Origin of the sequence: Streptosporangium sp. NPDC000509, assembly GCF_042898365.1 — a bacterium.
In the GTDB taxonomy this organism is placed as follows: domain Bacteria; phylum Actinomycetota; class Actinomycetes; order Streptosporangiales; family Streptosporangiaceae; genus Streptosporangium.
This window is the reverse complement of the sequence record NZ_JBIAYX010000001.1, coordinates 383,237-408,928: the sequence shown is the minus strand read 5'-3', so window position 1 is coordinate 408,928 and position 25,692 is coordinate 383,237. Positions and strand designations below refer to the sequence as shown.

Genomic DNA, 25,692 nt, shown 5'->3' with positions numbered 1-25,692 from the left:
GTGCACCGGGCGGAGCGGGGCAGCGGGCACGGAGTGATCGCGTGAGCGGGGTCGGACGGCCGGCGGCCGAGGCCGTGCGGGCGAAGGGGCTGACCGTCGGCGTCGTCGCCGCCCGGTGGCACGAGAAGATCACCGATCAGCTCGTGGCGCGGGCCGAGCAGGCGGGCAGGGACAGCGGCGCGGAGATGACCGTGGTGCGGGTGACCGGATCGCTGGAGATCCCGGTCGTGGCGCAGGTCCTGGCCAGGAAGTACGACGCGGTCGTCGCCCTCGGGGTCGTGATCCGCGGTGAGACCCCCCACTTCGACTACGTGTGCGACTCCGTCACCTCGGGCCTGACCCGGATCTCCCTGGACGAGGAGGTCCCGGTCGGCAACGGCGTGCTGACCTGCGAGTCCCTCGACCAGGCCCTCGACAGGTCGGGCCTGCCCGGCAGCCACGAGGACAAGGGCTACGAGGCCACCGTCGCCGCGCTGGAGACGGCGCTGCTGCTGCGGGAACTCCGTGCTTAGAGATCGCTCGCGGCCCCGCTCCACCGTGCCTCGTGGTCGGTGCGGCGGGGCCGTGCGGTAGGTTGCCAACGGCGTCGTGACCAGCTGTCACAGCCGTTCCTGCCGGTGGTTTTCCGAAGGATCGTGATCTGAGAGTGAGCCAGGAGAGCGTCTCCCCGCCCCCGCTGCCCGTCGTGTGGCGGCCCAAGAGGGGACGGATCGCCGCCTACGGCTTCGCCGGTCTGATCATGCTCGGCGCGGTGCTGATGGCGATCTTCCTGTCCGAGCAGTTCACCCTGGCCGACAGGATCGCGATGATCGCGCTGGGCGGGGTGGTCGCCGGGGTCCTGCACCTGCTGGGACGGGTCCGGGTGGAGGCCGACGAGCAGGGGATCACCGTCGTCAACCCGCTGCGGGTGCACCGCTACGAGTGGCCCGAGGTGCTCGGGGTCACCCTGATCGAGCACGAGCCCTGGGCGAAGATCGATTTCACCGACGGGGCCACGGTCGGCGCGATGGGCCTGCAGGGCTCGGAGAAGGACCGTGCCGTCCGCCAGGTCCGCGAGCTCGCCGCCCTCATCAGGGAGCGCGGAGAGGCGTCCGAGACCGGCTGAGCCGCCCTACGGGGGCTCAGGGGGCCCATTGGCCCGCCGAGCCCGGGGTCCCGGAGCCGGTCGGCTTGGTGATGTGCGCGAGCGTGACCTCCCGGCGGGGACGCGGGGAGATGTGTGCGGGCCGTGGGAAAAGCGGTCACGTCGCGGTTCCGCGAATTGCTGGAACCCCATGAAAGTTACACGGTCATTCGCCGGAAACATCGCTGTGAGCTGCGTGAAGCGTTCTCTTCGATGGTGGTGACTGTCTTTTCCCGGTCTGAGGGTTCCAAGATGCGAAGCCCACGCAGTACAGGCCGAGAGGACTCCACGTGAACACGTCAGGCCGGATTCGGCTGTCGGCGGCGGCGCTGGCCGTAGCCCTGGCCGCGGTATCGATCACCGCGGCCGTCACCACAGGAACCGCCCATGCCGTCGTCCGACCGGCGCTCGGCCAGAACATCAAGGTCAACCAGGTCGCCTACGCGCCCGGCGCGGCCAAGCAGGCGACCGTGATCAGTAACTCGGGATCACCGCTGACCTGGAGCCTGCTGAACGGTTCCGACCAGGTGGTGTCCAGTGGCACCACGACCGTCTTCGGCGCCGACTCACCCTCTGGCGACTCCGTCCACAAGATCGACTTCTCGTCCTACACCGGGACCGGCACCAACTACGTGCTCACGGTGAACAACGAGTCCAGCCACCCCTTCGACATCGGCACCGCCGCCTGGAAGAAGCTGCCCTACGACGCGCTGGCGTTCTTCTACCACCAGCGCAGCGGCATCGCGATCACCTCCCAGTACGCCGGGGGAAGCCAGTACGCCCGCGCCGCCGGCCACCTGAACGTCTCTCCCAACCAGGGTGACAACAACGTGCCGTGCCGCAGCGACTGCGGCTACCGGCTGGACGTGCGCGGCGGCTGGTACGACGCCGGCGACCACGGCAAGTACGTGATCAACGGCGGCATGTCCGCCTGGCAGCTGGTCAACACCTACGAGCGGGCCAAGAACATCCCCGGCGCCGACACCGGCGCCTTCGCCGACGGCACCATGTCCATCCCCGAGCGCGGCAACGGCGTGCCCGACATCCTGGACGAGGCCCGCTGGGAGATCGACTTCCTGCTGAAGATGCAGGTCCCCGACGGCCGCCCGCTGGCGGGCATGGCCCACCACAAGATCCACGACGCCAACTGGACCGGGCTGCCGCTGCTGCCCGCCCAGGACCCCGAGGCCCGGGTGCTGTCGGCGCCCAGCACCGCCGCCACCCTGAACCTGGCCGCCGCGGCCGCCCAGTGCGCCCGGGTGTGGGCGTCCATCGACTCCGCCTTCTCCGCCCGCTGCCTGACCGCGGCGGAGAAGGCCTACGCCGCGGCCAAGGCCAACCCCTCGCGGTTCGCCCCGGCCTCCGACGGCACCGGCGGCGGCTCCTATGCCGACGGCAAGGTGACCGACGAGTTCTACTGGGCCGCCGCCGAGCTGTACACCACCACCGGCAAACAGGCCTACCGCACCGACCTGACCTCCTCCTCGCTGTACTACGGACGCAGTTTCACGAACGAGGGCGCCCTGTGGGCGGAGGTCGGCAGCCTGGGCGACATCACCCTGGCGCTGGTGCCCAACGGCCTGACCTCCTCCATCGGCCAGCAGCTGAGGGCCTCCTTCGTCTCGGCCGCCGACGGCCTGCTGAACGTGATGCGCGGCCAGGGTTACCCGGTGCCCTTCCAGCCGTCCGGCGGCGGTTACATCTGGGGGTCCAACAACCTGATCCTCAACAACACCGTCGTGCTGGCCCTGGCCCACGACTTCTCCGGCGCCGAGCGGTTCCGCACCGGGGTGTTCGAGACGATGGCGTACCAGCTCGGCCGCAACCCGACGGGCTACTCCTACGTCACCGGCTACGGCGACAAGCCTTCCCGTAACGTCCACCATCGGTTCTGGGCCAACCAGATCAACTCCTCCCTGCCCATCGCGCCGCCCGGCGCCCTGGCCGGCGGTCCCAACAGCGGCCTGGAGGACCCGGTCGCCCAGCAGCGCCTCAGCGGCTGCCGGCCGCAGAAGTGCTACCTGGACGACATCGACGCCTGGTCGGTGAACGAGGTCGCCATCAATTGGAACGCGGTCCTGGCCTGGGTCGGCGCCTGGACGGCCGAAAAGGCCGGCACCAGCGGCCCGACGCCGACGCCGACACCGACGCCCACTCCGACCCCGACCCCAACGCCCACCCCGACGCCCACTCCGACCCCGACGCCGACACCGGCCGGAAAGGCCTGTGCCGCGACCTACACCGTCACCAACCAGTGGAACGGCGGCTTCGGAGCCAACGTCGAGGTGAAGAACACCGGCACCGCCGCGCTCACCGGCTGGACCGTCGCGTGGACCTTCCCCAGCGGCCAGACCATCACCCAGTTGTGGAACGGCTCGCACACCGCGAGCGGCTCGGCCGTCACCGTGGTCAACCTGTCCTGGAACGGGGCGCTGTCTTCGGGCGGCACCACCTCCTTCGGGTTCAACGGCGCCTGGTCCGGGGCCAACACCGCCCCCACCGGGATGACCTGCACCGCCCGGTAGGCGGCGTGGTGGGAACCCGCCGGTGCGCGACGGGGCCGAGTTCCGGTCCGCACCGGCGCGTTCCCGCGCTCAGGTCTCCTCGGCGAACCGCTCGGCCTTGTCGGTGTCGCCCGCCACGAGCAGGGTGTCGCCGTTGTGGATCACCGTGTCGGAGGTGGCGTAGGTGAACTTGCCGCCGGGTTTCTTGATCCCGACCACGGTGACCCCGTACTCGCTGCGGATGCCCAGGCTGCTCAGACTCTTGCCGTCGGCCCACCGGGGCGCGAGGGTCTTGATCATGGCGTAGTCCTCGTCGACCTCGACGTAGTCGAGCATGCGCCCGGTGACGAGGTGCGCGACCCGCTCGCCCATGTCGTGCTCCGGCTGCACCACGTGGTGCGCGCCGACCCGCCGCAGGATCCGGCTGTGCTGCAGGCTGATCGACTTCGCCCAGATGTCGGACACTCCCAGGTCGGTGAGGATCGAGGTGGTCAGGATGCTCGCCTCGATGTCGGTGCCGATGCCGACCACTGCCCTGCCGAACTCCCTGATGCCCAGCTGTTCGAGGGCGTCGGGGTCGGTGGAGTCGGCGCACACCACGTGGGTGAGCCGCCCGGAGAAGTGCTGCACGTTCTTGGGGTCGCTGTCGACGCCGAGCACCTCGACGTCGCGGCTCACGAGTTCCGCCGCCAGCGCGCCGCCGAACCGGCCGAGGCCGATCACCACGACCGCGTCGCTGCGGCCCTTCCTGTCAACCAACGAGGGGACGCTCCTCCGGGTATCGGAACCGACGGGTCTGTACGTGCAGTGCCAGCGCGGCGCCCAGGGTCACCGGACCGAGCCGCCCGACGAACATCAGGATGGTCAGGATGAGGTGTCCCACGGTGCCGACGTCGGCGGTGATCCCGGTCGAGAGCCCGACCGTGCCGAAGGCGGAGACCACCTCGAACAGTACGCGGTCGAGCTTGAACGGTGTCACCGTCATCAGGGCGAACGTGCCCATCGCGACCGACGCCACACTCAGCAGGGCGATCGTGAGCGCCTGCCGCTGCAACTGCTCGGGAACGCGGCGGCGGCCCGCCGACACGTCGGGCTCGCCGCGCAACTCGGCGAGGATCACGAATCCGAGCAGCGCGAACGTCGTCACCTTGATGCCGCCCCCGGTGCTCGCACTGCCCGCTCCGATGAACATCAGCACGTCGCTGATGAGCCAGGAGCTCTCGCTCATCTGGGAGGTGTCCACGGAGTTCAGGCCACCGCTGCGGGTCATCGTGCTGTGGAACAACCCGGCCATGATCCGCAGGCCGGGGGAGAGGGGACCCAGCGTTCCCGGGTTGTTCCACTCGGTGGCGGTGATGGCCACCGCCCCGCCGAACAGCAGGACGGCGGTCATCCCCAGTGTGATCTTGGCGTGCAGTGTCCAGCGCGCCGGGCGGCGCCAGTTCTGCCGCAGCACGGCGTAGACGGGGAAGCCGAGACCTCCGGCGACCACCGCGGTGATGAGCGGGAGGCAGATCCACGGGTCGGTGACGAACCTCATCATGCTGTCCGGCCAGAGCGCGAATCCGGCGTTGGTAAACGCTGAGATCGCATGAAAAATCCCGTAATAGGCGGCGCGGCCGAACGGCTCCCCGTACCCGATCATGAAGCGGGCGGCGAGCACCGTGGCGGTGAGCGCCTCGGCGACCAGCGTGACCTTGGCGACCCCCGCGATCACCTTCCGTACGTCGCCGGGACCGAGGGTCTTGGTCTCGGCCTGGGTGTTGAGACGGGCGCGCAGACCGAGCTTTCCCGAGACGATCACCGCGAGGATCGAGGAGAGCGTCATGATCCCGAAGCCGCCGATCTGCATCAGCACCATGAGCACGATCTCGCCGAAGAACGACCAGTGCGTCGCGGTGTCGTGCACGGCGAGCCCGGTCACGCACACCGCGGAGGTGGCGGTGAACAGGGCCGACGTCCACGAGACGCTCTCACCCGCCGCGACCGCGACCGGTAGCGAAAGCAGCCCCGTACCGACGAGGACCACCGCCAGGAACGCCAGCACGACGGCCCTGGACGGGGTGTTGATCCGGTCGAGCAGGTTCTTCACTCAACACCTGCAGCGTGAAGGCCCGGTCCTTCTGGGCCGGGAGGAAACGCGGAACGGTCCTGCACGATGCGATCCTTCCACGACTACCGGGCGATATCGCCAACGAGGCGTCGGTGACGGAAATGTTGAAGCTCGTCCCGAGCACCGAGCAGGCCGGGGGCCCGCCGGCGACGATGCGGGCCTGCGACGCCGCCGCCGGGCGGGCAGGCGCGGGAGCCGGGGCGCGGTGTGGTGCGGTGTGGTCACGCTGGGACCCCGCCGACGGGCGTAGCCTGAGGTGGTGGTGAGGCGGACAATCGAGACATCCAATGTGGAGTCGCCCGCGCAGTTGGCGGAGCTGCTCGACGAGCGGTCATACCTGGCAGACGAAGGGCTCGTCACGGCGACCTTCCTCGCGCTGCGGATGGGCCGCCCGCTGTTGCTCGAAGGCGAGGCGGGAGTCGGCAAGACCGAGCTGGCCAGGACCCTCGCCGAGGTGTTCGACGCGCCACTGATCCGCCTGCAGTGCTACGAAGGGCTCGACGCGTCCCAGGCGCTCTACGACTGGGACTTCGCCCGCCAGCTCCTGCACCTGAAGGCGGCCGAGGCGGCCAAGGCAGAGGGCGTCACCGACGCCGCCCGGCTGGAGGGCGAGGTCTACGACCGAAGATTCCTGATCGCCAGGCCGCTGCTGAGGGCGATCGAGACCCAGCCCGCGGTGCTGCTCATCGACGAGGTCGACCGGGCCGACGTGGAGTTCGAGGCGATCCTGCTGGAGGTGCTCTCGGACTTCGCGATCTCCGTCCCCGAACTCGGTACGATCCGCGCCGCGCGGCCGCCGGTGGTCGTGCTCACCTCCAACCGCACCCGCGAGGTGCACGACGCGCTGAAACGACGCTGTCTCTACCACTGGCTGGACCACCCCTCCTTCGACAGGGAGGTGGCGATCCTGCGCAGGAGGCTTCCCGAGTGCTCGGAGATCCTGGCCGAGCAGGTGGCCACGGCGACGGGGCGGCTCCGCGAGGCCGATCTGATCAAGCCGCCGGGGATCGCCGAGACCCTGGACTGGACCGAGGCACTCCTCGCCCTCGGCGCCCGTGAGCTCGACCCCGACCTGGCGGCCGCCTCGCTGGGCGCCCTGCTCAAGCACAGGGAGGACCACGAGACGGTGCTCGGGAAGGGATTCCTCGGTGCGTCCCGGCGCTGACGGCGTTCCCCCGACCGGTGTTCCGCCGACCGGGTCTCCCATGACCGGTGTTCCGCCGACCGGGCCTCCCGCGACCGGTGCTTTCCCAGCAGGCTCTCCCTCGGTGGGAATCCCGCCGACCGGGACTGCCTCGACCGGACTCCCCTCGACCGGCGTTCCTCCCGTCACCCGGGCCGCTCCGGACGGTGGGGCCCCTCTCGCGGCGCTTCCCTCCGGACTCGGCGCGGGGGAGGACCTGGTCGCGGTCATGACCGGTTTCGCCAGGACGCTGCGCGCCGCGGGGGTGTCCGCCGACCACGAGCGGACCCAGGGCCTGCTGCGTGCCCTGTCCCACCTGGACGCCTCCAGGCCCGGCGACGTCTACTGGGCGGGCAGGGTCACGCTGTGCGCCTCGGCCGAGGACCTGCCCCGCTACGACCGGGTCTTCCGCGCCTACTTCGCAGGGCTGCGGGCGGGCCGTGCGAGAGCGGAGGCGGTCACCGTCACCCGGCACACCGCGGCGAGGCCCGAGGTACGCCCCGAGCACCGCCAGGGCGGCGAGCCTCCCGCTCTGGCGTCGACCGCGAGCGCGACGGAGGTGTTGCGCACCCGGGACGTGGCCCGGATGACGGCGGCGGAGCTCGCCGAGGCGCACCGGCTGCTCGCCCTGCTGCGGGTGGGCAGGGAGCGGCGCGCGTCACGGCGTTTCCGGCCCTCGCGCCGAGGGCGGCTGGACGGCCCGGCGACCGTCCGGGAGACCCTGCGCAGAGGAGGGGAGATCGCCGGGCTCCGTTACCGCGCGCACCGGACCAGGCCGCGCAGGGTCGTGCTGCTGGTCGACGTGAGCGGCTCCATGACCCCGTACGCGGACACGCTGCTCCGCCTCGCCCACGCGCTGGTCAGGTCGGAGCCGGGTGCCACCGAGGTGTTCAGCGCCGGCACCCGGCTGACCCGGCTCACCGCCGAGCTTCGCCACCGCGACCCGGAGACCGCGATGAACGCCGTCTCCCGCGCCGTTCCCGACTGGAGCGGCGGCACCCGTCTGGGGGAGGAGCTGCGGCGCCTTCTGGCGCTGAACGACGCGGCGGGGGCGGTGGTGGTGATCGCCTCCGACGGCTGGGAGCGCGGCGACGTCTCGCTGCTGGGAGCGGAGATGGCCAGGCTGTCCCGTACGGCCCACCGGGTGATCTGGGTGAACCCGCACAAGGGCAGGGAGGGCTACCGGCCGCTCACCGCCGGGATGCGGGCCGCGCTTCCCCACATCGACGACTTCGTGGCCGGGCACAGCCTGGCCGCGTTCGAGGAACTGGCGACGCTGCTTGGAGGTACGCATGCGTGACGTTCTGTCACAGATCCTGCGATGGTGGGAGGCGGGAGAGACGTTCGGCCTGGCCACCGTGGTCAACACCTTCCGCAGCGCGCCCCGGCCACCGGGGGCGTCCATGGCGGTGCTCGGCGACGAGGCCGAGGGCAGCGTCTCCGGCGGCTGTGTCGAGGGCGCCGTCTACGAGCTGTCCAGGGAGGTGGTCTCCTCGGGCGCGCCCGTCCTGCAGCGGTACGGGGTGAGCGACGACGACGCCTTCTCCGTCGGCCTGACCTGCGGCGGCATCCTGGACATCTTCGTCGAGCCCGTCTCCAGGGAGACCTTCCCCGAACTGGGGGAGGTCGCCGCCTCGGTACTGCGGCGTGAGCCGGTGGCGGTGGCGACCGTTCTGTCGGGGCCGGGCGCGGTCGGCACCCGCCGGGTCATCTGGCCCGACCGCTCCTCAGGCTCCCTGGGGGTGACCCGGCTGGACGACGCGGTGGACGACGACGTCAGGGGGATGCTCGCGCAGGGACTGACGGGCATCCGCAGGTACGGGGCGAGGGGAGAGCGACGGCTCGACGAGCTGTCGGTCTTCGTCCAGTCCTTCGCGCCGCCGCCCAGGATGCTGGTCTTCGGCGCGATCGACTTCGCCGCCGCGGTCGCGAGGGTCGGCAAGTTCCTCGGCTACCACGTGGTCGTGTGCGACGCCCGGCCGGTGTTCGCCACGGCCAAGCGCTTCCCCGAGGCGGACGAGGTGGTCGTGAAGTGGCCGCACGACTATCTCACCTCGACCGTCGTGGACGAGCGGACCGCGATCTGCGTGCTCACCCACGATCCCAAGTTCGACGTCCCCCTGCTCGAGGTCGCGCTGCGCACCCCGGCGGGCTACGTCGGCGCGATGGGTTCGCGCCGCACGCACGAGGACCGGCTGGCCCGGCTGGCGCAGGCGGGGATGGGGGAGGCCGAGCTGAAGAGGCTCCGCTCGCCGATCGGGCTGGACCTGGGCGCGCGCACGCCGGAGGAGACGGCGATCTCGATCGCCGCGGAGCTGATCCAGCTGCGCTGGGGCGGATCGGGCCGGCCGCTGACCGACGGTTCCGGCAGGATCCACGGCGAGGGGCCCGGCGGGTGAGCGCAGCGGAGATCGGTGGGCGTGCGGCGAGCGCGGGACTGCTGCTCGCCGCCGGATCCGGCTCGCGGCTCGGCACTCCCAAGGCGCTGGTGGACTTCCACGGGGAGCGGCTGGTGGATCGCGGGGTGAGGGCGCTCCACGACGGCGGCTGCCGTCCCGTGGTCGTGGTGCTCGGCGCGGCCACCGTGCGGATAGGGGGAGCGGTGACCGTCCACAACCCGGAGTGGAGCTCGGGGATGGGCTCCTCGCTCAGGGCCGGACTGAACGCGATCCCGGACGTCGCCGAGCACGTGGTGATCGCCCTGGTGGACCAGCCGTTCGTCGGCCCGCGGGCGGTGGAGCGGCTCATCGAGGCCGCGCGGCGGGGCGCCTCGGTCGCCGTCGCCACCTACGGCGGCGCGCGGAGGAACCCGGTGTTGATCGCGAGGGAGCACTTCGAGGAGGTCGCCAGGCTCGCGACCGGGGACGCGGGCGCCCGCCCGTTCCTGAGGGCCCATCCGGAACTGGTCGTCGCGGTCCCCTGCGACGACGTCGCCGACCCCGCCGACATCGACACCCCGGCCGACCTGTCCGCCCTCCGTGCCCGCCCGGGAGCGCCGGGTTTCTAGGGCGCCGGTCGGGTGAGGACCGGGCGATGTTCGGCCTCGGGTGAACCGAGGGTCGCGACGGATCGGCCTGGCCTCGCCCGGTGTCGATCAACGCTCCGTACGGTCACCCGACCGGTCTCCTGGGCGGTCAGGCGCAATGAGGCGACGGCGGTGCGCCGGTTTCCCGGGCTGACCTGGGCGGTCAGGCGCAATAAAGGGGACGGCGGTGCGCCGGTTTCCCGGGGCTTTCCTAGGCGGCCAGGCGCAGGGAGGCGACGGCGGCGCGGTGGTCGCTGCCCGCGGCCCGCTCGACGCCGGCGCTGGTGGCGATCATGCCGCGGTACAGGATGTGGTCGGGGCGGGTGACGGGGAAGGACGCGGGCCAGGTGAAGCCGAATCCGGTACCGGCCTCCTGCTGGGCGTCCGACAGCGGCGGCACCAGGCCGGAACGCTTGCGGTCGGTGGTGGCGGTGTTGAGGTCGCCGAGCAGCAGCAGGTGCTCGCTGTCGTCCCTGTCGACCATCCTGCGGGCGTGGGCGAGGGTCTCGTCGCGCTGGGCGGTCTGTCCCGGACGGGCGGAGGCGAGGTGCATGACGTACACGGTCACCCTGCCCTTGGGAGTGACGACCACCGCGCGCAGTGCCCGCGCCCAGTCGAGGCCGATGTCGGCCTTTCGTGCCTCGGCGATCGGGAACCGGCTCCACAGGCCGACCGTGGCGATCCGGTAGCGGTGGGGGAAGTGGTCGTTGAGGAACTTCGCCGCGGGGCCGCCGGCGGTCAGTTCCTGCACCGCGACCAGGTCGCGGCCCTTGGAGACGGACCGCATGGCCTCGGCGGAGGCGGCGTTGGTCGCGCCGACGTTGAGGGTGGCGACCGAGAGGTCGCTGGGTCCGCCGGGCGGGCTGCGCAGCAGCGCCGGACCGAACATGAGGCCCCAGACGGTCGCCGGGACCAGCGCGGCGACGATCACCTGCCACGAACGGGTGGCCAGCGCGCAGATCAGCAGGATCGGCACGGCCACCCCGAGCCATGGGAGCAGGCTCTCCAGCACGGGCGTGAAACCGCCCAGCTCCGGCAGGAGCCGGTGCCCTCCGAGCGTGAGGGCGAGCGCTGCCGCCGCCACGACGATCGACTGCCTCAGCACACCGCTCCTCGTCCGCCCTGTGGTGGTGACCCGCCCCCACCTCCGGGGTCCCCTACCCCGGAATGCGTAGGCTACCGGCCCGATGGCGGCGGCGCGGGGCTTGGTGCTTCGGCGGTGAGTCGATAGCCTTTGCCGACGAGGCGACGGAATAACATTCGGTTTTGTCGGCACCGCGGAAGGACGATCTCACGATGCGCATCGGTATGGCCCTGAACTACTCGGGGGGCTTCAAGGAGACGGTGGCCGAGCTGGCCGACTACGAGAAGGCCGGGCTCGACATCGTCTTCGTCGCCGAGGCGTACAGCTTCGACGCGGTCAGTCAGCTGGGCTACATCGCCGCCAGGACCGAGAGGCTGCAGATCGCCTCCGGCATCCTGCCCGTCTACTCCCGCACCCCCGCCCTGCTGGCCATGACCGCCGCGGGCCTGGACTACGTCTCCGACGGCCGCTTCACCCTCGGCCTGGGAGCCTCGGGCCCCCAGGTCGTCGAGGGCTTCCATGGCGTTCCCTACACCGCGCCGCTCGGCCGTACCCGCGAGGTCGTCGAGATCTGCCGTCAGGTCTGGCGGCGCGAGCGCCTGACCTACGAGGGCAGGCACTACACCGTTCCGCTCCCCGCGGACCAGGGAACGGGGCTGGGCAAGCCGCTGAAGCTCATCAACCACCCGGTCCGCGAGCGCATCCCCGTCGTGATCGCCGCCATCGGTCCCAAGAACGTCGAGCTCGCCGCCGAGCTCGCCGAGGGCTGGGAGCCGATCTTCTACGTGCCGGAGAAGGCCGCCGACGTGTGGGGTGCCTCCCTGGCGGCGGGCGGGGCGAGGCGGGACCCGGCGCTGGGCGAGCTGGACGTGATCGCCCAGGCCCCGCTCGCCATCGGCGACGACGTCTCCGGCTGGCTGGAGCTGGGCCGCCCGATGGCCGCGCTCTACATCGGCGGTATGGGCGCCAAGGGCAGAAACTTCTACAACGACCTCGCCCGCAGGTACGGCTACGAGAAGGAGGCCGAGCAGATCCAGAACCTCTACCTGGAGGGCAGGAAGGACGAGGCCGCCGCGCTCGTACCGCACGAGCTGCTGGAGAGGACGTCCCTGATCGGCTCGGAGGGGCACGTCCGCGAGCGCCTGCAGGCGATGCGCGAGTCGGGTGTCACGACCGTCAACGTCGCCCCGCTCGCGGGCACCCACGAGGAGCGCGTCCGGCTCATCGAGAGGGTGAGGGAACTCGCCTCCTGACGCCGGCCGGGTACGCCCAGGGTCGCAGGATTATCGCAGGACTAAGGTGACGACATTGGTCAAATCGGTTAATAACATGCCTACCATGACCGCCACCCACGCCCGGCGCCGCGCGAGCCTCGCGGCCCTGCTGCCCGCTCACCGGGCGGACGCGATCCTGGTCACCAGCGTCGTGAACGTGCGCTACCTGACCGGCCTGGCCAGCTCCAACGCGGCCGTCCTGGTCAGGGCCGACGCCGGCGCCACCCTGGCCACCGACTCCCGCTACATCGAGGCCGCCCGGCGCGTCTGCGCCGACGTGGAGGTGATCGAGGCGCCCGACGTCGCCGGGGCCCTGCTGCCGGAGAACGGCCGGACGGGCATCGAGGCCGACCACATGTCCGTCACCGACTACTTCCGGCTGGGCGGAGGACTGCCGCGCCTGTCCGGGCTCGTGGAGTCGGTGCGCACGGTCAAGGACGACGCCGAGATCGACCTCATCCGCACCGCGTGCGAGCTCACCGGCCGGGCCTTCGACGAGGTCGTGCCCGGCCTGCGTCCCGGACTGACCGAGAAGGAGGTCGCCAGGGCGCTGGAGCGCCGGATGGTGGAACTGGGCGCGGAGGGGCTCGCCTTCGACTCGATCGTCGCGAGCGGGCCCAACGGCGCGATCCCGCACCACTCGCCCTCGGACCGGCCGCTGGAGCGCGGCGACCTGGTCACCATGGACTTCGGGGCGCTGTACCGGGGCTACCACGCGGACATGACCAGGACCGTGGCGATCGGCGAGCCCGCGGGGTGGCAGCGCGAGCTGTACGACCTGGTCCGCGCCTCCCAGCGGGCCGGGAGCCTGGCCGCGCGGGTCGGCGCGGCGCTCCACGAGGTGGACGCCGCGGCCCGCGACCTGATCGTGGAGGCGGGGTACGGGGAGTTCTTCAAGCACGGCCTCGGCCACGGCGTCGGGCTGCAGATCCACGAGGCGCCGTTCCTGTCACCGGCGAGACCCGGGAACCCGCAGGACTCCCGGGGAGAGCGGGAAGGTTCTCCGAAGCCGGAACGATCTTCGAGAGAGCCGGAGCGCGACCTTGAGCACGCTAGACTTGAGGATCGAGTTCCGGTGACCGTCGAGCCAGGGGTTTACCTTCCCGGCAGGGGCGGCGTTCGCATCGAGGACACGCTCGTGGTGCGCGATGGCGGACCGGAACTTCTCACACGGACGACCAAAGAGCTGCTCGTCCTTTAAGAGCGGCCGTACGCAGGAGAGACTAGTGGCGACGACGAACGACCTCAAGAACGGCCTGGTGCTCAAGCTCGACGGCGGTGAGCTCTGGGCCGTCGTGGAGTTCCAGCACGTCAAGCCCGGCAAGGGCGGCGCGTTCGTCCGCACCAAGCTCAAGAACGTGCTATCCGGCAAGGTCGTCGACAAGACCTTCAACGCGGGCGTGAAGGTCGAGGTGGCCAACGTCGACAAGCGCGAGATGCAGTTCTCCTACATGGACGGCGACGACTACGTCTTCATGGACACCGAGACCTACGACATGCTCAACGTCTCCAGGACGGCGGTCGGCGACTCGGCCAACTACCTGCTGGAGAACATGCTGGCCACCGTGGCGATCAACGAGGGCAACGTCCTCTACGTCGACCTGCCCGCGGCCGTCGAGCTGCTCGTCGCCGAGACCGAGCCCGGCCTCCAGGGCGACCGCTCCACCGGCGGCACCAAGCCCGCCACGCTGGAGACCGGCGCCGAGATCAAGGTGCCGCTCTTCATCACCACCGGTGAGAAGGTCAAGGTCGACACCCGCACCGGCGATTATCTCGGCCGCGCCTGATGTCGGCACGAGGTAAGGCGCGCAGGCGCGCGCTCGACATCCTCTTCGAGGCCGAGGCGCGTGGCCAGGACCCGCTGAGTGTCCTCGCCGAGCGCATCGAGCGGGCCGAGCCGCCCGTGAACGAATACACCACGACGATCGTCGAGGGCGTGTGCAGGCACCGGTCGCGCATCGACGAGCTGATCACCACCTACTCCGAGGGCTGGACGCTCGACCGCATGCCCGCGGTCGACCGCAACCTCCTGCGCGGCGGCACCTACGAGCTGCTGTGGATGCCCGACGTTCCCGAGGGCGTCGTCATCAGCGAGTGGGTCAGCCTGGCCTCCGAGCTGTCGACCGACGAGTCGCCGCAGTTCGTCAACGGGCTGATGGCCCGTTTCAAGCAGCTCAAGCCGTCCCTGGCGCTCTAGCGGTCCTGCGCCGGACGTCGACCGGGAAAACCTCGGCGGGGAACAACCGTCCCGGCCGAGGGAAACCCGGTCAGGGGCAGGAGAGGCCTCGCCGGTCGCCCCGCGGGGGCCCGGATCTCCGGGTCTCCCCGCCCTGGCGTACCCCTGTCCGGGGTGTCCCCTTTTCTCCCGGCTTGCCCATGGGATCCGTCCGAGCCGGGAAAAAGACTCGATCAAGTACGAGTATGGATACTCCTTGGGCCGCACCGGGGGGCGCGCCGCGTAGGCTGGGCTCGTCACCGAACGAGGAGGCGATCTGAAGTTGCACGCCGTAGGCATCTCACGGCAGGCGGGCACCCCCGCGGTCCGCACAGCGGTCGTGTGGGACGTCCTGAGTGCCGTGCTGGCCGAGCGGGTGGCCGCGACAGGCCGTGAGCGGCTCGACATCGTCGACGCCGGGGGCGGAACGGGCGGTTTCGCCGTTCCCCTGGCGGACCTGGGGCACGCCGTGACGGTCGTCGATCCCAGCCCCGACTCGCTCGCCGCGCTGGAGCGCCGCGCGGCGGAGGCGGGGGTGGAGGTGCGCGCCCTCCAGGGTGACGCCGTGGACCTGGGGGAGTTGCTCCCGGGTGGCGGGGCCGACCTGGTGCTCTGCCACAGCGTGCTGGAGTACGTGGAGGACCCGAACGGCGCGGTGCGGGCGATGGCCGGCCTGCTGCGCGAGGGCGGCGTGATCAGCGTGCTCGCCGCCAACCCGCTCGCCGCCGCGCTCCACCGCTCCATCGCCGGCAGGTTCGACGAGGCACTCCAGGTCCTGGACGACCCTCAGGGCCGCTGGGGCGACCGCGACCCCACGCCCAGGCGCTTCACCCGAGAGGCACTGGAGCGGCTTCTCGCCGCGGCGGGTCTCACGCCCGGCGAGGTGCACGGTGTGCGGGTCTTCGCCGACCTGGTGCCCAGCAGGCTGCTCGACGGCGAGCCCGGAGCCGCCCGCGCCCTGGTCGCCCTGGAGCAGGCGGCGGCGGCGCACCCGGTGCTCCGCGACATCGCCACCCAACTGCACATGCTTGGCCACCGGTGAACGCCACATCGAACGCGTGTTCCCGTAGGATGGCGGGGTGTCGAGAAAGCAGCAGATGCCGCGTCCGGGTGCCGATCTGGGGACGGACGACAGCGGCTGCCCGATCCTCCACGTCGACATGGACGCCTTCTACGCGGGCGTCGAGCTGCGTGACCGTCCCGAGCTCCGGGGTTCTCCCGTCATCATCGGCGCGCCCGGGGCGCGCGGGGTGGTGCTCAGCGCCACCTACGAGGCCCGGAGATTCGGGGTGCACTCGGCCATGCCCATGACCCGGGCCCGACGGCTCTGCCCCCAAGCGGTGATCATCCCGCCGAGCCGGGGCAAATACGCGGAGGTCTCCCGGCGCGTCATGGAGATCTTCCACACCTACACCCCCGAGGTCGAGCCGATCGCCTCCGACGAGGCGTTCCTCGACGTCGGCGGGGCCCGCAAGCGCCTCGGCCCACCGGCGGCGATCGCCGGGATGATCCGCGAGCAGGTCGTGCGAGAGCAGGGCGTCACCTGTTCCGTCGGGGTCGCCGGCAGCAAGTTCGTGGCGAAGCTCGCCTCGCGGCACTGCAAGCCCGACGGCCTGTTCGTGGTGCCCGCCGACAGGGTGGTCGACTTCCTGCACCCGCTGCCCGTGGCGGCGCTGTGGGGCGTCGGAGAGCGCACCGAGCGGTCACTGGCCCGCCTCGGCATCAAGACCGTCGGCGACCTCGCAAGGGTCCCTGTGGAGACGCTCCAGCGGGATCTGGGCCAGGCGGCCGGCGCGCACCTGGCGGCGCTCGCCTGGGGGCGCGACGAACGCCCGGTGACCCCGTACGTCCCCGACAAGAGCATCGGCGCGGAAGAGACCTTCGCCACAGACATCGCCGATCCCGTGGAGATCCGCAGGGAGCTGCTCCGCCTCTCCGAGCGGGTCGCCGCCAGGCTCAGGGAGAGTGGCAGTGTCGGCCGCACGATCAGCGTCAAGCTCCGTCGCGCCGACTTCACCACCCTTTCCCGGTCCAGGAGCCTGCGAGAGCCCACCGACGTCGCCAAGGTCCTGTACGAGGTCGCCTGCGCCCTCTACGCCGCCTCCGGCCTGGAGAACACCAGGCTGAGACTGGTCGGTGTGCGGGTGGAGAACCTCGGCCCGGCCGCCGGGGCGACCCGGCAGCTCGGGCTCGGAGAGCGCGAGACGGGCTGGCGGGAGGCCGAGCGGGCGATGGACAGGGCGGCCCGCAGATTCGGTCGCGATGCCGTCCTCCCGGCCTCCCTTGTTCGCCCGCCGTTTGATGGAATAGACCCATGACGCGGCCTCCGGTTTGGACTACGTTGGACGTTTTCTTTCGTCTACGTCTACAGCCTCGTATTCTGGGGATAACCGACCGCGAGGTTCGGACACCCCGTGTCGTCCGTCACCGTCTTCCCCGTCCTGGGGCTGTCCTTGGGAGGCGCCGTGCCGCTCTCTGAGCACGAGCAGCGCTTGCTCGACCAGATCGAGCAGGCCCTCTACGCCGAGGACCCGAAGTGGGCCAATACCGTCAGGATCAGTGATCCCCGCAGCCATTACAGGCGCCGCCTGGTGAAAGCCTCCATCGGCTTCATCCTGGGTGTCGTCCTGCTGATGGTCGGCGTTGTGATCATCAACATCCCGCTCGGCGTCGGCGGTTTCGTGGTCATGCTCGCCGCGTGTCTGTGGGGTCTGTCCAGCTGGAAGCGGATGAACGGGTTCGGTGAGGCCAACGCGGCCACGTCGCCCGATCAGCCGCGAGGCAAGGGGGGGCGCCGTCCCGGCGGCTCCCGCCAGAGCTTCATGGAACGTATGGAGGAGCGCTGGCGCCGTCGCAACGACGAGCGCTAGCCCGGCGGGGGCGTCACCTTCCCCAGAGGATCCCCCCGACGATCTCTCTACGCCGACGAGGGTCACTCCCGCATGGGAGCGGCCCGCGTCACCCCTTGTGTCGTTCAGCGCGTCGTCCATCGCCTTGTTCGCGGTGTCGCACCGTGTCGTCCCCGGGGTCCCTCTCGCGTGCCCCGGCGGCGCCTGCCTCGCCGTCCGTCGGCGACGAGGATCCCCGGGTAGCCCGGAGCGCCGATGATGAACGCCGGTCGGCTGACCGGCTCGACGATCACCGCGGCCGGGACCGTGAACAGCGTCGGCAGCGGAAGCCCGGTGATCGGGGCGCGATGTCGCGTCCCGATCACCGGAGGGCTCAGGCGCCCTTCCTGACCGGTCGGCGCAGCCGGATGTTCTCCAGCCGGTCGAAACCGTCCAGCACCCGCCCGCCCATCGCCCGCGCCCGCAGGAGCGTGGAGGGCGGTAGCAGCACCGCCCTGATCCGTCTGCCACGGGTCACGGTGGCCGCCAGCGCCCGCCGCACGGTGCGCATGTCCTCGCGCAGGGTACCGATCTCGCCCGCCGTTCTGGCGTAGAGCATCCGCTCCACCGCCGCGGCGATCCTCGCCAGCGCGGTGGCGGCCTCCGGCTCGAACACGTACTGCTCGGCCAGCCGCCTGGCCAGCGCGCGCGGACTCTCGCTCACCTGCCGCGACATCCCGTAGTCGCACAGGGCGTCGTCGAGTTCGGCCCACGCGGCCGTCACCGCCGGCTCCCAGCGGATCTCCCTGACCGCGGCGGGCGCGACGGCGGTGGGATCGGGGACGGCCGAACCCTCGCCCCCGGGGCCCCTCACCGGCCGTGAGTAGGACCTGCCTCGGCGGGCCCGCAGCTGCCAGCGGATCAGCGCGGGGATCAGCGCGACCAGAAGCGCGATCGCGACCCCGATGCCGATCTTCGCAGCGGGCGGCATTCCCTCGTCCACCGGGATCAGCGCGCCACCGGAGTCCCGGTCGAGTTGCTCGCGGCGGCGGTCGTCCGCCGCGCCGGTGGGCGAGTCGGAGTCGTCGGGGGCCGACGACGGTGCCGCGCTCGGCTCGTCGGGGGTGGCCGGCGCCACCTCGGGGCGGGTGTAGGACGGCACCGTCGCGCTGCCCTGACCCGCTCCGCCCGCCGGGGTGGGCTCGAAGCGGAGCCACCCGACGCCCTCGAAGTACAGCTCGGGCCAGGCGTGCGAGTCATGGGTGCGCACCTGCCACCCCTCGGAGGTGACGCTGCCCCCGGTGTAACCGATGGCGACCCTGGAGGGGATGCCCAAAACGCGTGCCAGCACCGCCATGGAGGCGGCGAACTGCTCGCAGTAGCCGGTCCTGTTGCGGATCAGGAAGTCCGTCAGCGCCGGGCCGTCGTGCCCCTGGGTGGCCAGACTGTAGGTGAACCCGCCGGTCTTGGTGAAGAACTCCTGCAGCTGGATCGCCTGCTCGTACGGGCCGGCATCCTGCTTGGTCTCCCTGAGGGCGAGTTGCCTGATCTCCTCGGGCAGGTTTTCCGGCAGCGTCAGGTATCGGTCCCTGATCGCCGTGGCGGGCGAGGGTGCCGCCTTGAGCCTGTCCGCGGTGGCCTCGGGCTCGGCGGTGAGGGCCTGGTAGGTGAGGCCCCCCGCGGTGTTCCGCGTGGAGAAGACCATGAGCGTGTCGCGGTCGGGACGCCAGTCGCCCGCCACCGTGACCTTGGACACCGGGTAGGGCAGGGGGAGGAAGCTCAGTCTCCTGACCTGCGGGCTCACCGTGACGGTGACGGTCGCGGGCGTGACGGGCACGTTCGCGCCCTGGCCGGGAGGCGGCGGCATCGGCGCCTCGGAGGTCCGGTCCTCGGGGCGGCCCCTGGGCTCCGACATCGTCCACTGCTCGCCGTCGAAGACGTCGAGCGAGTACATCCTCAGGTAGCGCGGCGTGCTGTCGCTGGCCTGGTAGGTCAGGACGGTGGAGTTCTCCGGCAGCGACAGCTGGCCGCGCAGGTTGACCATGGGGTTCGGGATGCTGATCGAGTTGCCGCCGCCGCCTCTGCCGTTGCCCACGCCGAAATTGAACAGCGGGTCGGGCTCAAGGGTGGGCAGCAGCGCGGGCAGCAGGACGGCGAGCGCGATCGCGGTGAAGCCGATGCGTCTGCCCGAGAGCCGCAGCGGCCCGGTGTCGGCGGGGTTCGGCCGGGTGGCGGTGAAGGACGACGTGCGGCGCACCAGCACCGCGCGGCCCCATTGGCCGACCCGTTCCCGTCCGTCGGCGACGAGGATCCCCAGGTAGCCCAGGGCGCCGATGATGAACGCCGGCCAGCTGATCGGCTCGACGATCACCGCGGCCGGGACCGTGAACAGCGCCAGCAGTGGCAGCCCGGTGAGCGCCGCCCTGCGCAGCCGCGCGGCGAGCAGGTCCACCAGGACGGCGATCAGGCCGACACCGCCGCAGGTGAGCAGGACGATGCCGGCGTTGTCGGGCACGGGGGCGGCGAACCGCTGGATGTCGGCGAAGCCCGTCGTCAGCAACTCGTCCAGCCTGTCGAGCGAGTCCCAGGTGGGAAACACCCTCGCCCACGCCTCGTCCCCGGCGAACACCGCCGTGAGATAGAGCAACACCGCGAGCACCTGCACGGGCGGCGCCAGCCAGCCGGGCAGCGTGTAGTGACCGGCCAGCATGCCGACCCCGGTCACGACCAGGATGGCGCCCAGGCTCGACCAGAACCAGGCACCGCCCTGGAAGAGCGGGTAGAGCGCGAGCGCGACCGCTCCCGTGGCCACGCCCGACGCGATGGAAAGTCTCATGAGCCACTCCTGCCGGCCGCGAATCGTCCGCGTTGCGCGACGTCCTGCCAGACGCTCGCGACGGAGGTGCCGGCGGGCAGCCCCACCACGCGCCAGCCCGTTCCCGTGAGCACCGAGCGCACCGCCCGGAACTCCTCGTCCTCGCCCAGTTCGGGATTCTCCCAGCCCTCGACGTCCAGCAGCACGGCCACGCCGGTCATGTTGCCGTGCCTGACCCTGGCCAGCTCCTGGGCCTGGTCGAGGTCCATCTTGCCGAGCACGGCGACGATCAGGCCGTCGCCGCCCCCCTGCCGCAGCGCGCCGACGCCGTACTCCAGTGATCGTGCCGTGCTGTTCCGCACGACGGCCAGGGTGTCCAGCAGCGACAGGCTCAGCCCGCTGTCGGTGAGCTGCTCGGCCCCCTGGTCGGTGACCAGGCGCAGGCCGAGACCCTCGTGGGCGAGGTGCACGCCGATGGAGGCCGCGACCGAGACCGCCGCCTCGAACGACGAGCGCGGGCCCTCACCCCGGTGGGCGTAGCGCCGGGTGTCCAGCAGCAGCGCCCCCCTGCTCTGCCACTGCTGCTCCTCGCGCCGCACCATCAGCTCGCCGTGTCTGGCGGTCGAGCGCCAGTGGACGCGACGCAGGTCGTCGCCCTGGCGGTACTCGCGTGGCGCGACGTCGTCGTCTCCCGCGGCCGCGACGCTTCTCGTACGGCTGTCGCCCCCGCCCGTCCACTCACCGGACAGGCGCACATGGGGCAACGCCACCACCTGGGGCGTCACCATGAGCGTGTCGGTGATGGTGAACGACCTGGTCAGCTCGACCAGGCCGAAGGGGTCGCTGATCCGGATGGAGAGCGGCCCGATGGTGAAGCGTCCGCGCAGGTCGGAGCGGACCCGGTAGTCGATCTCCCGGATGCCCTGCGCCTCCACCCGGTCCAGCACGAACCTGGGCCGGGCGCCGAGGGCGTAGGGAACGGTGTCCTCGATCATCAGCAGTCCGGTCGGCAGCCGGGTGATGTTCTCCAGCCGCAGCGTCACGGTGGCCTCGCTGCCCACCTCGGTCCTGGGCGGGTCCAGGCGCCGGGCGCAGCTCAGCCGGTAACGGGTGCGGGCGACCACCAGGGCCGCGAGCAGCGGCAGCGAGACGATCAGCACGCCGATCCTGAGCAGGTCGTGCTCGCCGAGGATGAAGGCGCACAACAGCGCCGCGACGCCGGACGCGAGGAAGGACCGGCCGCGGGCGGTGAGCGCCTTGAGGCCAGAGGTCACCGGGCCTGGGCCTCGGGCACGGGCACCCGGCGGACCAGGTCGGCGATCACCTGCTCGGGCGGGCGGCGCTGCCCCTGGGCCTCGATGCTGGGCAGCAGCCGGTGCGCGAGCACGGGGGCGCACAAATCCTGAAGGTCGTCGGGGATGACGTAGTCGCGGCCCGCGAGTGCGGCGTGCGCCCGCGCCGCCCTGACCAGCTGCAGGGTCGAGCGGGGGGAGGCGCCCAGCCTCAGGTCGGGGGACTGACGGGTGGCGGTCACCAGGTCGATCGCGTATTTCTTGATCGGCTGGGAGACGTAGACCCCGCGCACCGCCTCGATCAGGGCCTTCACCTGCTCGGTGGTGGCCACCGGCTCCAGCTTGTCCAGCGGGGAGGCCGCGCCGTGCACGTCGAGCATCTCCAGCTCCGCGGAGGGGGCGGGATAGCCCATCGCGATCCGGGCGGTGAACCGGTCGCGCTGTGCCTCGGGAAGGGGATAGGTGCCCTCCATCTCGATCGGGTTCTGCGTCGCGATCACCATGAAGGGGGAGTCCAGGCGGTAGGTCGCGCCGTCGACGGTGACCTGGTGCTCCTCCATGCACTCCAGCAGCGCCGACTGGGTCTTCGGCGAGGCCCGGTTGATCTCGTCACCGACCACGATGTTGGCGAAGACCGGGCCGGGCTTGAACTCGAACTCCCTGGTCTGCTGGTTGTAGGCGCTCACCCCGGTGATGTCGCTCGGTAGCAGGTCGGGGGTGAACTGCACGCGGCGCACCGGGCAGTCGATGGACCGCGCCAGCGCCTTGGCGAGCATGGTCTTGCCGACTCCGGGCACGTCCTCGATGAGGAGGTGTCCCTCGGCGAGCAGTACGGTCAAGGTCAGGCGGACGACGTCGCTCTTGCCCTCGATCACCGATTCGATCGACTCACGAATCCGGTGCGCGGTGACCACAAGATCATCGAGCTGTGGTGAGACGTCATGTGTTACTGCCACCAGGCCTCCATGAGGGTGCGGCGGTTGTGCGCCGAGGGGGTACCGTTGCGGAATCTTTGCGATCCCGTAACTCATTCTGCCTTCCGACACTACGGCGCCATACGTTCCCACGGCGACTTTATGCGGTCATCAGGGCTGATTCCGGGTAAACGGTCATAGCGGGCGACGTGGTGGTCGCGACCACGTGCCGGGGTGCGCCGATTCCGGAACGGTGCGGGGCTCCCCGCCTTCCATCATTCTTCGCCGCGATCCGACTTATTTCATGATCCATAGTCTATTTGGCGGCCTTACTCGACACGCCCGTGGCGTACGAGGGGCCGCTTACCCCCTCCACTCCGCACCACCCCATTTGAACTGGGGAAATGTCGGCGAAACCCGTCGTGAAGAGGCGTGGAATCAGTTGACGGTGGAGAGAAGTGGAGTATGGTGGTGCGCAGTGGAGGGCAGGGCGGCGACGCCTGGCGCTCCGCTGGGCACGGGAGGTGAGGCCGGTGTTCCTCGGCACCCACCACCCACGTCTTGATGACAAGGGACGGCTGTTCCTGCCGGCGAAGTACCGCGAGGAGCTGGCGGAGGGTCTGGTGATCACCAAAGGCCAGGAGCGCTGCCTCTACGTCTTTCCCGTAGAGGAGTTCCAGCGCATAACCGAGGCTCTGCGCACCGCGCCGGTGACCGCCAAGGCGGTCCGCGACTACAGCCGCGTCCTCTTCGCCAGCGCATCCGACGAGGTCGCCGACAAGCAGGGCCGGATCACCGTTCCGCAACCTCTGCGCGAGTACGCCAGCCTGCGCCGCGACTGCGTGGTCATCGGAGCCAACACCCGGTTGGAGATCTGGGCCGCGGACGCCTGGAGCGCCTATCTGGCCGACCAAGAGCAGGCTTTCGCCGATCTGTCGGAGGAGGTGCTGCCAGGGATTCTGTGATTCCACGGTCGACTCATCGGTAAAACGTCGTTCGGCGAGGTCTCCACCCGCAACCACCTGTCCGTCAGCTGATGCACCTTCCCCGGTGTCAGGTGACGGGTGGACACGCGGGTGCGGATGGGGACCTGGCCGGACGGCCCCGGGGGTGGGGGCCTGTTTTCAAGACACCGGTGAGCGTCCGCCGCGCGTCCACGGGACGAGGCGGGAAAGAGGGGGGTTGCGCTTCATGCGCGCCGAGAACCACAACCATGATCTCCAGACGGCCGGGGGTCACGTCCCCGTCATGCTCGACCGGGTGCTGGAGTTGCTCGCTCCGGCGCTGGCCCGCCCCGCCCCCGTGCTCGTCGACGCCAACCTCGGCCTCGGCGGTCACGCCGAGGCCCTGCTGGCCGCGCATCCCTCGCTCCACCTGATCGGGATCGACCGCGACCCCACCGCCATCGAGCGCTCCACCACCAGGCTCGCCCCGTACGCCGAGCGGATCACGCTGGTCCGCGCGGTCTCCGACGAGCTTCCCGAGGTGCTGGCCGAGCTGGGCCGTCCCCGCGTCGACGCCGCGCTGTTCGACCTGGGCGTCTCCTCCCCGCAGCTGGACGAGGCCGAACGCGGTTTCGCCTACTCCTACGACGCGCCGCTGGACATGCGGATGGACCGCGACGAGGAGCTGACGGCCGAGGTCGTGGTCAACACCTACCCGGCCGCCGAGCTGATCCGGATCCTGCGGGATTACGGAGAAGAACGATTCGCCCCGCGTGTCGCGCACTTAATCATCAAGGAAAGGGCCAGAGAGGCCATAACGTCTACCAAGCGGCTTGCGGAGATCGTCAGAACGGCGATCCCGGCCGCTACCCGCAGGACCGGGGGCAACCCCGCCAAAAGGACTTTCCAGGCGTTGCGGATCGAGGTGAACGCGGAGTTGACAGCACTGGAACGCGCGCTCCCGGCCGCGCTCGACGCATTGACGCTGGGCGGGCGCGTCGTCGTGCTCGCGTACCACTCCCTTGAGGACCGGCTGACGAAGCAGGTCATCACCGCGCGGACCAGGGACACCGGCCCTGTCGGCCTCCCCGTCCCGCTGCCGGCTCACCAGCCGCGGTTCGCGCTCCTGACAAGGGGAGCCGAGCTTCCGAGCGAAGAGGAGGTGGCCCGCAACCCGCGGGCGGCCTCCGCCCGGTGTCGGGCGGCAGAGAGGATCCGTGAGGCAGTTGACGAGGAGTGAGACAGACGTCCGACGCGCCGCGCCCAGCCGCGGCGCACGCCCCGTGCGCGTCCCCCGCGCGGTGCCGCAGGGGTACGGGACCAAGCCGGCCAGGCCTGCGCCAGCCACCGCTCCGGCCGCGCAGGGCAAGCAGGTCAAGGCCGTGGCTCTCGGGGCTCCAGGTGCCTCAGGGCCCCCGGCGGCCCGTCGCGCCAGGCCGCCGAGGACTCCTTTCCTGCTGCTCGTGGTCGGCCTGCTCTGCGGCGGGCTGATCAGCCTGCTGCTGCTGAACGCCGTGCTCGCCCAGGACTCCTTCAGGGCCAACGGGCTGCGCAAGGAGATCAGTGACCTGCGCATCGCGAAGGAGAGCAAGCAGAGCGCGATCATGCGGCAGGAGATGCCGGAAGCGGTGGCGAGGAACAACGAACTCCAGGGCCTGGGTCCCGACTGGGACACCGCGCGCGTCATCGACCCCGACAAGCCCGCCGTCGGGGGCGCCGACGACGCCACCAAGCCCGCGGGGCAGGAGCGAGTGCCGGGCACGGGCCGGTGAGGGAGACCGGGGGGCCCGGTTCCGGGCAGGGCCGCGGGGGCTCCGGGGGAGGACCGGCGGGAGGGGCGGGCCGCCGTTCTCCCGGCGGTCCCGGCCGCGCGGCCAGACCGGGCGGTTCCCCGGACGCCTCCGGTAAGCCGCGCAGGCCCGGTTCCGGCGACGCCGGGCCGTCCGGCGCTCCCGGCGTTCCCGACAGCCCCCGGGAGCCGGCCCCCCCGCGCAGGCCTCCGGCCTCGGGTAGGCAGGGGGCAGGCGGTTCGGGCCGTACGGGTTCCTCCGGAAGTTCCGGCCGTGCGGGCTCCCCTGCCGGTTCGGGCCGTACGGGGTCCTCCGGTGGCTCGGGGCGCGGGGGCTCCGCCGGGAGCTCCGGTCGTGCGGGCTCCTCCGGTGCCTCCGGCCGTGCGGGTTCTTCCGGTGCCTCCGGCAGGGCAGGCTCGTCCGGCGGGTCACAGGCACAGGAAGGTTCCGGAAAATCCGGTAAACCGGCCAGGGGCGGCAGGCCGGGCTCCCCGGCGAGGCCGTCGGCCGCCGGCGCGTCCGGCAGGCCGGGAGCCCCGGGCAGGCCCGCTTCCACCGGCAGGACCGGTTCCGGCGCACGGCCGCCCG

24 protein-coding genes are annotated in these 25,692 nt (G+C 71.2%); 18 read left to right on the top strand and 6 right to left on the bottom strand.

What is annotated here, in order from left to right:
* Window positions 1-41 precede the first annotated feature (41 nt).
* The 3 genes from ribH (at window position 42) to ACFY3D_RS01520 (ending at window position 3,648) form a co-directional block, all read left to right on the top strand.
* A complete protein-coding gene (gene ribH / locus ACFY3D_RS01530; protein ID WP_389973470.1) occupies window positions 42-512 on the top strand; it encodes a 6,7-dimethyl-8-ribityllumazine synthase in 471 nt (156 codons plus the stop codon).
* A gap of 134 nt (window positions 513-646) precedes the next feature.
* Window positions 647-1,105, top strand: coding sequence for a PH domain-containing protein (locus ACFY3D_RS01525; protein ID WP_362895514.1), 459 nt, complete (start codon window positions 647-649; stop codon window positions 1,103-1,105).
* 308 nt (window positions 1,106-1,413) lie between these two features.
* Complete coding sequence (locus ACFY3D_RS01520) at window positions 1,414-3,648, top strand: glycoside hydrolase family 9 protein (protein WP_389973467.1); 2,235 nt, start codon at window positions 1,414-1,416, stop codon at window positions 3,646-3,648.
* Window positions 3,649-3,717: 69 nt separating this feature from the next.
* Here ACFY3D_RS01520 and ACFY3D_RS01515 read toward each other — a convergent pair whose 3' ends face one another.
* Window positions 3,718-4,386: a TrkA family potassium uptake protein gene (locus ACFY3D_RS01515; protein WP_362895510.1), complete on the bottom strand. Its 669-nt coding sequence runs from the start codon at window positions 4,384-4,386 to the stop codon at window positions 3,718-3,720.
* On the bottom strand, window positions 4,379-5,719 hold the full coding sequence (locus ACFY3D_RS01510; RefSeq protein WP_389973464.1) for a TrkH family potassium uptake protein: 1,341 nt from the start codon (window positions 5,717-5,719) through the stop codon (window positions 4,379-4,381). The genes ACFY3D_RS01515 and ACFY3D_RS01510 overlap by 8 nt, the downstream gene beginning before the upstream one ends.
* Window positions 5,720-5,832: 113 nt before the next feature.
* Here ACFY3D_RS01510 and ACFY3D_RS01505 point away from each other — a divergent pair, with 113 nt between their 5' ends.
* The 5 genes from ACFY3D_RS01505 (at window position 5,833) to ACFY3D_RS01485 (ending at window position 9,930) form a co-directional block, all read left to right on the top strand.
* Window positions 5,833-6,006, top strand: a complete 174-nt coding sequence (locus ACFY3D_RS01505; protein ID WP_389973461.1) for a hypothetical protein — start codon at window positions 5,833-5,835, stop codon at window positions 6,004-6,006.
* A complete protein-coding gene (locus ACFY3D_RS01500; RefSeq protein ID WP_389973458.1) occupies window positions 6,000-6,905 on the top strand; it encodes an AAA family ATPase in 906 nt (301 codons plus the stop codon). The genes ACFY3D_RS01505 and ACFY3D_RS01500 overlap by 7 nt, the downstream gene beginning before the upstream one ends.
* A 103-nt stretch (window positions 6,906-7,008) precedes the next feature.
* Entirely contained in the window at window positions 7,009-8,223 is a 1,215-nt protein-coding gene (locus ACFY3D_RS01495; RefSeq protein WP_389973455.1) for a VWA domain-containing protein, read from the top strand.
* Complete coding sequence (locus tag ACFY3D_RS01490) at window positions 8,216-9,322, top strand: XdhC family protein (RefSeq protein ID WP_389973452.1); 1,107 nt, start codon at window positions 8,216-8,218, stop codon at window positions 9,320-9,322. Before ACFY3D_RS01495 ends, ACFY3D_RS01490 begins: the two co-directional genes overlap by 8 nt.
* Window positions 9,319-9,930 carry an NTP transferase domain-containing protein gene (locus tag ACFY3D_RS01485; protein WP_389973449.1) on the top strand — a complete coding sequence of 204 codons (612 nt, stop codon included), beginning with the start codon at window positions 9,319-9,321 and terminating at the stop codon, window positions 9,928-9,930. Before ACFY3D_RS01490 ends, ACFY3D_RS01485 begins: the two co-directional genes overlap by 4 nt.
* Window positions 9,931-10,159: 229 nt before the next feature.
* Here the strand turns inward: ACFY3D_RS01485 and ACFY3D_RS01480 are convergent, their stop codons facing one another.
* Window positions 10,160-11,053, bottom strand: coding sequence for an endonuclease/exonuclease/phosphatase family protein (locus tag ACFY3D_RS01480; protein WP_362895499.1), 894 nt, complete (start codon window positions 11,051-11,053; stop codon window positions 10,160-10,162).
* 191 nt (window positions 11,054-11,244) lie between these two features.
* On the opposite strand from ACFY3D_RS01480, the gene ACFY3D_RS01475 reads away from it, so the two are divergent.
* From ACFY3D_RS01475 to ACFY3D_RS01445, 7 genes are all read left to right on the top strand, one after another.
* On the top strand, window positions 11,245-12,285 hold the full coding sequence (locus ACFY3D_RS01475; protein ID WP_350948085.1) for an LLM class F420-dependent oxidoreductase: 1,041 nt from the start codon (window positions 11,245-11,247) through the stop codon (window positions 12,283-12,285).
* Between the two features lie 85 nt (window positions 12,286-12,370).
* Window positions 12,371-13,507 (top strand): M24 family metallopeptidase, encoded by a 1,137-nt coding sequence (locus ACFY3D_RS01470; RefSeq protein WP_389973446.1) that lies wholly within the window; start codon window positions 12,371-12,373, stop codon window positions 13,505-13,507.
* 25 nt (window positions 13,508-13,532) lie between these two features.
* Window positions 13,533-14,093, top strand: coding sequence for an elongation factor P (efp, locus tag ACFY3D_RS01465; protein WP_362507015.1), 561 nt, complete (start codon window positions 13,533-13,535; stop codon window positions 14,091-14,093).
* The gene (nusB, locus tag ACFY3D_RS01460) at window positions 14,093-14,503 is read left to right on the top strand and encodes a transcription antitermination factor NusB (protein WP_389973443.1); all 411 of its coding nucleotides are present in this window, start codon (window positions 14,093-14,095) and stop codon (window positions 14,501-14,503) included. The genes efp and nusB overlap by 1 nt, the downstream gene beginning before the upstream one ends.
* 301 nt (window positions 14,504-14,804) lie before the next feature.
* Window positions 14,805-15,563 carry a class I SAM-dependent methyltransferase gene (locus tag ACFY3D_RS01455; RefSeq protein ID WP_389973440.1) on the top strand — a complete coding sequence of 253 codons (759 nt, stop codon included), beginning with the start codon at window positions 14,805-14,807 and terminating at the stop codon, window positions 15,561-15,563.
* Between the two features lie 55 nt (window positions 15,564-15,618).
* Window positions 15,619-16,839, top strand: a complete 1,221-nt coding sequence (gene dinB, locus ACFY3D_RS01450; protein ID WP_389974346.1) for a DNA polymerase IV — start codon at window positions 15,619-15,621, stop codon at window positions 16,837-16,839.
* A 147-nt stretch (window positions 16,840-16,986) separates the two neighbouring features.
* Window positions 16,987-17,391, top strand: coding sequence for a DUF3040 domain-containing protein (locus ACFY3D_RS01445; RefSeq protein WP_350948148.1), 405 nt, complete (start codon window positions 16,987-16,989; stop codon window positions 17,389-17,391).
* A gap of 352 nt (window positions 17,392-17,743) precedes the next feature.
* Here ACFY3D_RS01445 and ACFY3D_RS01440 read toward each other — a convergent pair whose 3' ends face one another.
* From ACFY3D_RS01440 to ACFY3D_RS01430, 3 genes are read right to left on the bottom strand one after another with little or no spacing between them, the layout of a single operon-like run.
* Entirely contained in the window at window positions 17,744-20,185 is a 2,442-nt protein-coding gene (locus tag ACFY3D_RS01440) for a transglutaminaseTgpA domain-containing protein (RefSeq protein ID WP_389973436.1), read from the bottom strand.
* The gene (locus ACFY3D_RS01435) at window positions 20,182-21,438 is read right to left on the bottom strand and encodes a DUF58 domain-containing protein (protein WP_389973433.1); all 1,257 of its coding nucleotides are present in this window, start codon (window positions 21,436-21,438) and stop codon (window positions 20,182-20,184) included. The genes ACFY3D_RS01440 and ACFY3D_RS01435 overlap by 4 nt, the downstream gene beginning before the upstream one ends.
* A complete protein-coding gene (locus tag ACFY3D_RS01430) occupies window positions 21,435-22,412 on the bottom strand; it encodes a MoxR family ATPase (RefSeq protein WP_350948092.1) in 978 nt (325 codons plus the stop codon). Before ACFY3D_RS01430 ends, ACFY3D_RS01435 begins: the two co-directional genes overlap by 4 nt.
* Before the next feature lie 491 nt (window positions 22,413-22,903).
* Between ACFY3D_RS01430 and mraZ the strand changes: the two genes are divergently transcribed.
* The 3 genes from mraZ to ACFY3D_RS01415 all read left to right on the top strand — a co-directional run bounded on the left by mraZ (window position 22,904) and on the right by ACFY3D_RS01415 (window position 25,086).
* Complete coding sequence (gene mraZ, locus ACFY3D_RS01425; protein WP_350948149.1) at window positions 22,904-23,335, top strand: division/cell wall cluster transcriptional repressor MraZ; 432 nt, start codon at window positions 22,904-22,906, stop codon at window positions 23,333-23,335.
* 226 nt (window positions 23,336-23,561) lie between these two features.
* Entirely contained in the window at window positions 23,562-24,554 is a 993-nt protein-coding gene (gene rsmH, locus ACFY3D_RS01420; protein WP_350948093.1) for a 16S rRNA (cytosine(1402)-N(4))-methyltransferase RsmH, read from the top strand.
* A gap of 43 nt (window positions 24,555-24,597) precedes the next feature.
* Window positions 24,598-25,086, top strand: coding sequence for a hypothetical protein (locus tag ACFY3D_RS01415; RefSeq protein ID WP_362895487.1), 489 nt, complete (start codon window positions 24,598-24,600; stop codon window positions 25,084-25,086).
* The last annotated feature ends 606 nt before the right edge of the window (window positions 25,087-25,692 follow it).

Coding starts and splice junctions, on each gene's coding strand:
- ACFY3D_RS01490 (WP_389973452.1), top strand. CDS start 8,216: ATGCGTGACGTTCTGTCACAGATCCTGCGATGGTGGGAGGCGGGAGAG.
- ACFY3D_RS01475 (WP_350948085.1), top strand. CDS start 11,245: ATGCGCATCGGTATGGCCCTGAACTACTCGGGGGGCTTCAAGGAGACG.
- ACFY3D_RS01470 (WP_389973446.1), top strand. CDS start 12,371: ATGACCGCCACCCACGCCCGGCGCCGCGCGAGCCTCGCGGCCCTGCTG.
- nusB (WP_389973443.1), top strand. CDS start 14,093: ATGTCGGCACGAGGTAAGGCGCGCAGGCGCGCGCTCGACATCCTCTTC.
- dinB (WP_389974346.1), top strand. CDS start 15,619: ATGCCGCGTCCGGGTGCCGATCTGGGGACGGACGACAGCGGCTGCCCG.
- ACFY3D_RS01440 (WP_389973436.1), bottom strand. CDS start 20,185: ATGAGACTTTCCATCGCGTCGGGCGTGGCCACGGGAGCGGTCGCGCTC.
- rsmH (WP_350948093.1), top strand. CDS start 23,562: ATGCGCGCCGAGAACCACAACCATGATCTCCAGACGGCCGGGGGTCAC.